Annotated in this window: 7 protein-coding genes; 6 read left to right on the forward strand and 1 reads right to left on the reverse strand. The window is 62.4% G+C overall.

Translation table 11 applies throughout. The features are described 5' to 3' along the window. The 5 genes from AC6RA8_RS10020 to AC6RA8_RS10040 form a co-directional block, all read left to right on the forward strand. A partial coding sequence (locus AC6RA8_RS10020) for a 3-hydroxyacyl-CoA dehydrogenase (protein ID WP_500352489.1) occupies positions 1–1,431 on the forward strand: 1,431 nt, incomplete at its 5' end. Between the two features lie 3 nt (positions 1,432–1,434). After that, positions 1,435–2,634, forward strand: a complete 1,200-nt coding sequence (locus AC6RA8_RS10025) for an acyl-CoA dehydrogenase family protein (protein ID WP_500352491.1) — start codon at positions 1,435–1,437, stop codon at positions 2,632–2,634. Further along, entirely contained in the window at positions 2,634–3,704 is a 1,071-nt protein-coding gene (locus AC6RA8_RS10030; protein ID WP_500352493.1) for an acyl-CoA dehydrogenase family protein, read from the forward strand. The genes AC6RA8_RS10025 and AC6RA8_RS10030 overlap by 1 nt, the downstream gene beginning before the upstream one ends. Continuing rightward, positions 3,685–4,107 carry a PaaI family thioesterase gene (locus AC6RA8_RS10035; protein WP_500352494.1) on the forward strand — a complete coding sequence of 141 codons (423 nt, stop codon included), beginning with the start codon at positions 3,685–3,687 and terminating at the stop codon, positions 4,105–4,107. Before AC6RA8_RS10030 ends, AC6RA8_RS10035 begins: the two co-directional genes overlap by 20 nt. Continuing rightward, positions 4,100–5,596 (forward strand): class I adenylate-forming enzyme family protein, encoded by a 1,497-nt coding sequence (locus AC6RA8_RS10040; protein WP_500352496.1) that lies wholly within the window; start codon positions 4,100–4,102, stop codon positions 5,594–5,596. Before AC6RA8_RS10035 ends, AC6RA8_RS10040 begins: the two co-directional genes overlap by 8 nt. On the opposite strand, the gene rpe is transcribed toward AC6RA8_RS10040, so the two are convergent. Next, on the reverse strand, positions 5,593–6,282 hold the full coding sequence (gene rpe, locus AC6RA8_RS10045) for a ribulose-phosphate 3-epimerase (protein WP_500352498.1): 690 nt from the start codon (positions 6,280–6,282) through the stop codon (positions 5,593–5,595). The two genes, AC6RA8_RS10040 and rpe, sit on opposite strands and share 4 nt — an antisense overlap. A gap of 234 nt (positions 6,283–6,516) precedes the next feature. On the opposite strand from rpe, the gene xylB reads away from it, so the two are divergent. Next, a partial coding sequence (gene xylB, locus AC6RA8_RS10050; RefSeq protein WP_500352499.1) for a xylulokinase occupies positions 6,517–7,549 on the forward strand: 1,033 nt, incomplete at its 3' end.

The following is a 7,549-nucleotide window of genomic DNA, read 5'->3' on the forward strand; positions in this document are numbered from 1 at the left end:
GGCCGGGGCCAGATTTCCCCAGCGTGGTGCGTGCGCGCCGTGCAGGCCGCAGTTGAAAAACCCTTTGCCGAAGGGTTGAAGGCCGAGCGTCAGATTTTCTACGACCTTATGCAAACGGATCAGCGGCAGGGCATGATCCACTCTTTCTTCTCGGAACGCGCGGTGGGCAACCTGCCAGAGCTGAAAGAGGTCAAGCCAAGAGGCATCCAGCACATCGGCGTGATCGGCGGTGGCACGATGGGGGCCGGCATTGCCACGGCTGCCCTCCTGTCCGGGTTGGAAGTGACGATGCTGGAAATGAGCGCCGAGGCCGGGCAGGCCGCGCGCGACCGGATCGAACGCAACCTGTCTGGCGCTGTGAAGCGCGGCAAGATCACCCCAAACCAGCACGATCAGATCCTGACCCACACGCTTGTGGTCGTGACTAACTACGACAAATTGCAGGACGTCGATCTGGTGATCGAGGCCGTGTTCGAGGACATGGAGGTCAAGAAAAAGGTCTTTGCCGAGCTGGACCGCGTCTGCAAACCCGGCGCGATCCTCGCCTCCAACACCTCCTACCTGAACATCGACGAAATCGCTGCAACCACTTCGCGCCCGGCCGATGTGCTTGGCCTTCACTTCTTCTCGCCCGCCCACGTGATGAAGCTGCTTGAGGTCGTTGTGGGCGACGCCACCGCGCCCGATGTCGCGGCCACGGGCTTTGCGCTGGGCAAGATGCTGGGCAAGATCAGCGTCCGTGCGGGTGTCTGCGACGGGTTCATCGGCAACCGCATCCTCGCCACGTACCGCACCGCCGCCGACCAGATGATCCTCGACGGCGCCTCGCCCTACGAAATTGACGAAGCCCTCGAAGACTTCGGCTTTGCCATGGGTCCCTTCGCCGTGGCCGACCTTGCGGGCCTCGACATCGGCTGGGCCGTGCGCAAACGCAAACGGGCCGAAGGGCAGGCTCCCAAACGCGACGCCACCTATGCCGACACGCTCTGTGAACAGGGTCATTTCGGCCAGAAAACCGGCAAGGGATATTACGACTACGCCGCTGGCCCGAAGGCCCGCGTGCCCAACCCTGACGTGCTGCCGATGATCGAAGCGGACCGCGCGCGGCTGGGCATCACGCCCCACAACTTCACCCGCGAGGAAATCGTGCGTCGCTACATGGCGGCCATGGTCAATGAGTCCGCCAAGGTCGTGGGCGAAGGCATCGCCCGTCGTCCGCTCGACGTCGATATGACACTGCTCTTCGGCTACGGCTTCCCCCGCTACCGGGGCGGCCCGCTCAAATGGGCGGACATCGTGGGGCTTGAGCCGCTCCTCAACGACATCAAATCCTACGCCGCCGAAGACCCTGACTTCTGGGCACCCGCGCCCCTGCTCGAACAACTGGTGGCCGACAACAAAACCTTCGATGACCTGAACAAAAAGGGCTGAGATATGGACCTGAGCTATTCCCCCGAAGAACTGGCGTTCCAGCAAGAGATACGCACATTCTTGCAGAACGATCTTCCAAAAGATATCGCTGAAAAGGTTCGGCTTGATGGGGACCTGACCAAGGATGACATGGAACGCTGGCACGCGATCCTGAACGCGCGTGGCTGGCTGGCCCAGAACTGGCCCAAGGAATTTGGCGGCGCGGAATGGTCGGCAGTCCAGCGCCACATCTACGACACCGAAGCCGCCGCGGCCCATGCGCCCCGCATTGTTCCCTTTGGGTTCTCGATGCTTGGCCCCGTCTTGCAGAAATTCGGCTCGAAAGAGCAGCAAGACTACTGGCTGCCGCGCATGCTCGACGGCACCGACTGGTGGTGCCAGGGCTATTCCGAACCGGGCGCCGGCTCTGACCTTGCCTCGCTGAAAACCAAGGCGGTGCGGGACGGCGACCACTACATCGTCAACGGGCAAAAGACATGGACCACGCTTGGCCAATTCGCCAATATGATCTTCTGCCTTGTCCGCACCGACCCGGATGCGAAACAGCAGGAAGGCATCAGCTTCCTCCTGATCGACATGGACACACCCGGCGTCGAAGTGCGCCCCATCATCCTGCTCGACGGCTGTCACGAGGTGAACGAGGTGTGGTTCACGGATGTCAAAGTGCCCGCTGAAAACCTCGTGGGCGAGGAGAACAAGGGCTGGACCTATGCCAAATACCTGCTCACACACGAACGCACCGGCCTGGGTGGAGTCGGCGCAAGCGAGGCGGGGCTGAAAGCGGTCAAACGCATCGCCAAAGCCGCCAACCACAACGGCAAGCCGCTGCTTGAAAACCCCCACTTCGCCGCTCGCGTGGCCCAGATGGAAATCGATCTGCGCGCCATGGCTACCACCAACCTGCGCATCATCTCCAAGGCTGCCGCTGGCGAAGCACCGGGGCTTGAGGCGTCCATGCTCAAGGTCAAAGGGTCGATCCTGCGCCAGGGAATCAACGACCTCGCGCGCCGCGCTGTTGGCCCCTACGCCATGCCGTTTGCGTCCGAGGCGGTCGAAGGCGCCAATGACCGCATCCCCGACCCGTTCGATGCAGGCCCGGTTGCAGGTCAGTACTTCAACAACCGCAAGCTTTCGATCTTCGGCGGCTCCAACGAAATCCAACGCGGCATCATCGCCAAAGTGACCATGAGCGGAGGCGCATAATGGACTTCAACCTGACCGAAGAACGGCAAATGCTGCAGGACACGCTGCGGCGCTATCTGCGGGAGCAATACGGCACCGAACGGCGCAATCAGATCCTTGAATCCGATACCGGCTTCTCACCCGACATCTGGGCGGAACTGGCAGAACTCGGCGTGCTCGGCGCGCTGTTCACCGAAGATCAGGGCGGCTTTGGCGGCGCAGGCTTCGACATCGCTGTGGTGTTCGAGGAACTGGGCCGCGCAGGTGTGGTGGAACCTGTGATGGATTCCGCCCTGATCGGGGGCCGGTTACTCGCTGCAGCAGGCAAAGCGGATATGGTTGAGCAGGTCATTGGTGGCGCGTTGCACCTCGCTGTCGCGCATGGGGAGCCTGACAGCCGCTATGATCTCGACCACGTCAACACAACGGCAAGCGATGGCAAGCTGACAGGCCGCAAGGCCGTCGTCATGAACGCCGAAGCCGCCGACCACCTGATCGTCTCGGCCAAGGATGGTGACACAATCGCGTTTTACCTCGTCGACAAGGGCGCCGCGGGTCTCGATATCCAGGGCTACCCGCTCCTTGCCGGGGGGCGAGCGGCAGAGGTCACGCTGGACAACACGCCGGGCACCGCCTTGGGGCTGGGCCTCAGCGACTTTGAGGCCGTCAACCGCCTCGCCATTGTCGCCCAATGTGCCGAGGCGCTGGGCGCCATGGACACGGCCACCGCGCTGACCAAGGATTACTTGATGACGCGCAAGCAATTCGGGCGGCCCATCGGCACATTCCAGGCTCTTGCCCACCGCATGTCCGACCTGTTGACCGAGATGGAACAGGCACGCTCTGCCGTCATCAACGCTGCGGGCTATGTTGCGGACAAGGACGCCGACCTGCACCTATCTGCCAGCAAGAACCTGATGGGACGCATCGGGCGACTCGTGGCCGAGGAAGCGATTCAGATGCATGGCGGCATTGCGATGACGCAGGAATACGAGCTGGCCCACATCGCAAAGCGGATCATCATGGCCGACCACCGGTTCGGCGATACGGACTACCATCTGGAGCGGTTCATTGCCCTCTCTGCCGCCTGACGGACCTGGTATTATCCGCGACGAGACCGGGGCGCAGACACTGCTGGGCTATGTCGTGGACATAAGAGAAGCGGATGGCGTGTCGCGCTGCTGGCTCGACATCGGTGCGCAACACGGCAATCGCCATGGCGGTCTGCACGGCGGCATCATGTCCGCCATGCTCGACAACGCCATGGGCTTTGCCGCTGCACGGACCGGCAACGATGATGGCAGCACCAAGGTAGCGACCCTGAGCATGACCACCAACTACCTCGCCCCTGCAAGCGGTGGCGTGGTTGTGGCCACGGGCGAAGTGTCGGGCGGCGGGCGCAGCACGATCTTTACCGAGGGCCGGTTGGAGGACGAAAGCGGAACCGTCCTCGCCACATCCACGGGCGTCTACAAACGGGTGAGGGGTGCCTAGCGTCTACGACCTCCTCGCCCATCAGGTGGCGACACGGCCTGATGCGCTGGCCTTGGAAGATGTGACCGGCGCGCGCTTGACCTACGCCCAACTGAGTGCTGCCGCAGATGAGATCGCAGAGGTACTAAAGGCTAAAGGCATCACCCAGGGCGACCGCGTGATGATCGTCTCCGAAAACTGCGCGGCCAAGGTGGCAGCCCTCTTCGCCATATGGCTCATCGGGGCCATCGCGGTACCGGTGAACGCCCGCCAGACCAAGGCCGAAATTTCCCGCGTCGATGCCCATGCCGAACCTAAAGCGGTGTTCTTCACCACACAGGTCTCGCCAGATGCGCAAAAGCACAGCATCACCGCACAGAAACAAATCGCAGATATAGACGTGGGCACCCTATCCGGCGCATGGGGCGAACTGACCCTGCACTGTCCCCGTGGGGACAGTTTTGCCGGGGACGAAGATGTCGCCGTCCTCCTCTACACCACCGGCACCACGGGCGACCCCAAAGGGGTCATGCTCACCCACGCCAACGTGCGCTTCGGAGGCAAAACCAGCGCCGAACTGCGGGGCATGACCACAGGCGATCTGATCTATGGCGTCCTGCCCACAACCCACGTCTTCGGCCTCTGCTCCGTCGTGGTCGCCGCCATCCACGCTGGTGCCCCTGTGCGCCTCGTCCCGCGTTTCGTGGTGGCCGATGTCTTCGACGCCCTGCGCGACGGCATCACCCTGTTCTCTGCGGTGCCCCAAATGCACGCGCTCCTCATGGCACATGCCAAGTCGCTCGGGCTCTCATCCCTCGGCTCCGAAACCCTCCGCTATGTGTCGTCCGGGGCCGCTCCTCTGGACCCAACGTGGAAGCGCGAAGCCGAAGCGTTCTACGGCGTTGCCATTCAGAACGGGTACGGCATGACCGAAAGCACCGCGGGAACGGCGGCCACCCGAAACAGGATTGGCGATCCGGACACTTCGGTCGGACCCGCGCTGCCGGGCATTGAGATCGCGATTGATGAGGCCATTCCCGGGGGCGAGGTGCTGACCCGCGGGCCGCATGTGATGAAGGGTTACTTCCGCAACCCCGGTGAGACAGCGAAGGTGTTGGACGATGATGGGTGGCTGCGGACGGGAGATCTTGGGCAGATTGATGCAGACGGCAAGTTGCACATTCTGGGCCGGGCGAAAGAGCTGATCATCCACGGTGGGTTCAATGTGTTCCCACCCGAAGTCGAGGCTGCACTGAATGATCACCCGGATGTCGTGCAGGCCGCCGTCGTTGGGCGGGCGAAGGACGGGGATGAAGAGGTGCTGGCCTTTGTTCAGCTTCCGAACGGCAGCGCGCTTTCAGAGGATGATCTGCGCGCGTTCGTCAAGGACAGGTTGGCAGGGTACAAACGCCCGTCACGCTACGTGTTGGCGCAAAGCCTGCCCGCTGCACCCACCGGCAAAATCCTGAAACACAAGCTGATCGAGACGTTCTCGGATCAGTTGGACTAGGTCCAAACACCCTCGGCCGCGGCGCGAATGTTGCGGATGTTTTCGCCATACGGAACCGGATTGTCCACGGAGCCACCGCGGAACACGGCAGAGCCTGCGACAAGTACGTCTGCCCCCGCCTTTGCCACCAAAGGCGCAGTGGTCGGATCGACACCGCCGTCGATTTCGATGTGCACCGGGCGGTCCCCGATCATGTGGCGCAAGGCGCTGATTTTCGACGTCATGTCGATGAACTTTTGCCCGCCAAAGCCAGGGTTCACGGTCATCACGCAGATCAGGTCGATCATGTCCATCACCTCTTCAACCGCTGCAGCAGGGGTGCCGGGGTTGAGCGCGACGCCTGCTTTCATGCCAGCCGCACGGATGGCTTGCAGTGTGCGGTGGATGTGGGGGCCTGCCTCGACATGGGCGGTTAGGACGTCGGCTCCTGCATCGGCGAAGGCTTGGATGTAAGGATCGACCGGCGCGATCATCAGGTGGACGTCCATCACGCCCTTGATATGCGGGCGGATCGCGGCGCAGGTGGCGGGGCCGAAAGTGATGTTCGGCACAAAATGACCGTCCATCACGTCGACGTGGATCCAATCCGCACCCTGCGCTTCGACGGCGGCACATTCCGCGCCGAAATTGGCGAAATCGGCGGCGAGGATGGATGGGGCGATCTTGATCGAGCGGTCGAAGGTCATGCCGGACTCCTTGCATGTTTGGGTGCGATATAGCGGCCCGGCGACCTGGTGGAAAGAGGCCCTTCAGGGAGGATTTTTTGAAACAGGGAAGATGGATCGGGTGGGTGCACATCGCTGTCGGATTTGTGATTTGAGGGTGCCTTTCTGCGTCAATCAGAATCTGAGGGGCGTACATCATAGTTAGTTTGACAATCGAATTAAATGGAGCAAGTGTACGTTCAAGGGAGGATGTCGATGTATCTCGGACTTGATCTGGGCACGTCGGGCGTGAAGGCATTGTTGGTGGATGGCGATGGCCGCGCCGTTGGCAGTGCTGATGCGACCTATGGCGTGTCAAACCCAGCAGCTGGGTGGAGCGAACAGGACCCGGCCGATTGGGTTGCAGGTATTGGCGCTGTGCTGGCGTCGTTACGAAATGAGCATCCGTCAGCGTATGGCGCCATCAGGGCGCTGTCCTTTTCCGGTCATATGCATGGCGCGGTCATGGTTGACGACGCGGGTGTCGTGCTGCGCCCCTGTATCCTGTGGAATGATACGCGTAGCCACGTCGAAGCAGCGGCCATGGATGCCGACCTGATGGCGCGCGCGGTGAGTGGAAACATCGTGTTCCCTGGCTTTACCGCACCCAAGCTGGCCTGGGTGGCGAAGAACGAACCCGACATATTTGCCCGGGTGGCGCGGGTCATGCTGCCCAAGGACTACCTGCTGTGCTGGTTGACGGGCCGCTATGCGACCGAGATGTCGGATGCGGCGGGCACGGCGTGGCTGGATGTTGGTGCGCGGGCGTGGTCGGATGACCTGCTGGCACTTGGGGGCATGTCCCGTGACCAGATGCCGGACCTTTTGGAAGGCACGGATGTTGTGGGTGAGGTGCAGGCGGCGCGGGCTGATCTGGGCCTGCCTGCAGGCTGCAAGGTTGTTGCGGGTGGCGCCGATAATGCGGTTGCTGCCTGCGGTGTTGGTGCCTTGGGCGAGGGGGACGGTTTCGTATCCCTTGGCACATCCGGCGTCGTGTTGGCAGGGCGCGGAAGCTATGCACCCGATGCGGACAGTGCGGTGCACACCTTCTGCCACGCGGTGCCGAGGCGTTGGTATCAGATGGGCGTGGTTCTTGCGGCAACCGACAGTTTAAACTGGCTGAGCCGTGTCACCGGTCAGGCGGCAGGCGCGTTGTCAGCGGCCTTGGGTGATACGCTGGCTGCTCCAGGCAGTGTGAAATTCTATCCCTACCTGTCGGGCGAACGGACGCCGCACAACGACGCGCAGG

Source organism: Tateyamaria sp. (assembly GCF_059783535.1).

Bases quoted from the DNA above. Each gene is read 5' to 3' on its own strand.
- rpe (WP_500352498.1), bottom strand. From the start codon at position 6,282: ATGACCTTCGACCGCTCGATCAAGATCGCCCCATCCATCCTCGCCGCC.
- AC6RA8_RS10030 (WP_500352493.1), top strand. From the start codon at position 2,634: ATGGACTTCAACCTGACCGAAGAACGGCAAATGCTGCAGGACACGCTG.
- AC6RA8_RS10025 (WP_500352491.1), top strand. From the start codon at position 1,435: ATGGACCTGAGCTATTCCCCCGAAGAACTGGCGTTCCAGCAAGAGATA.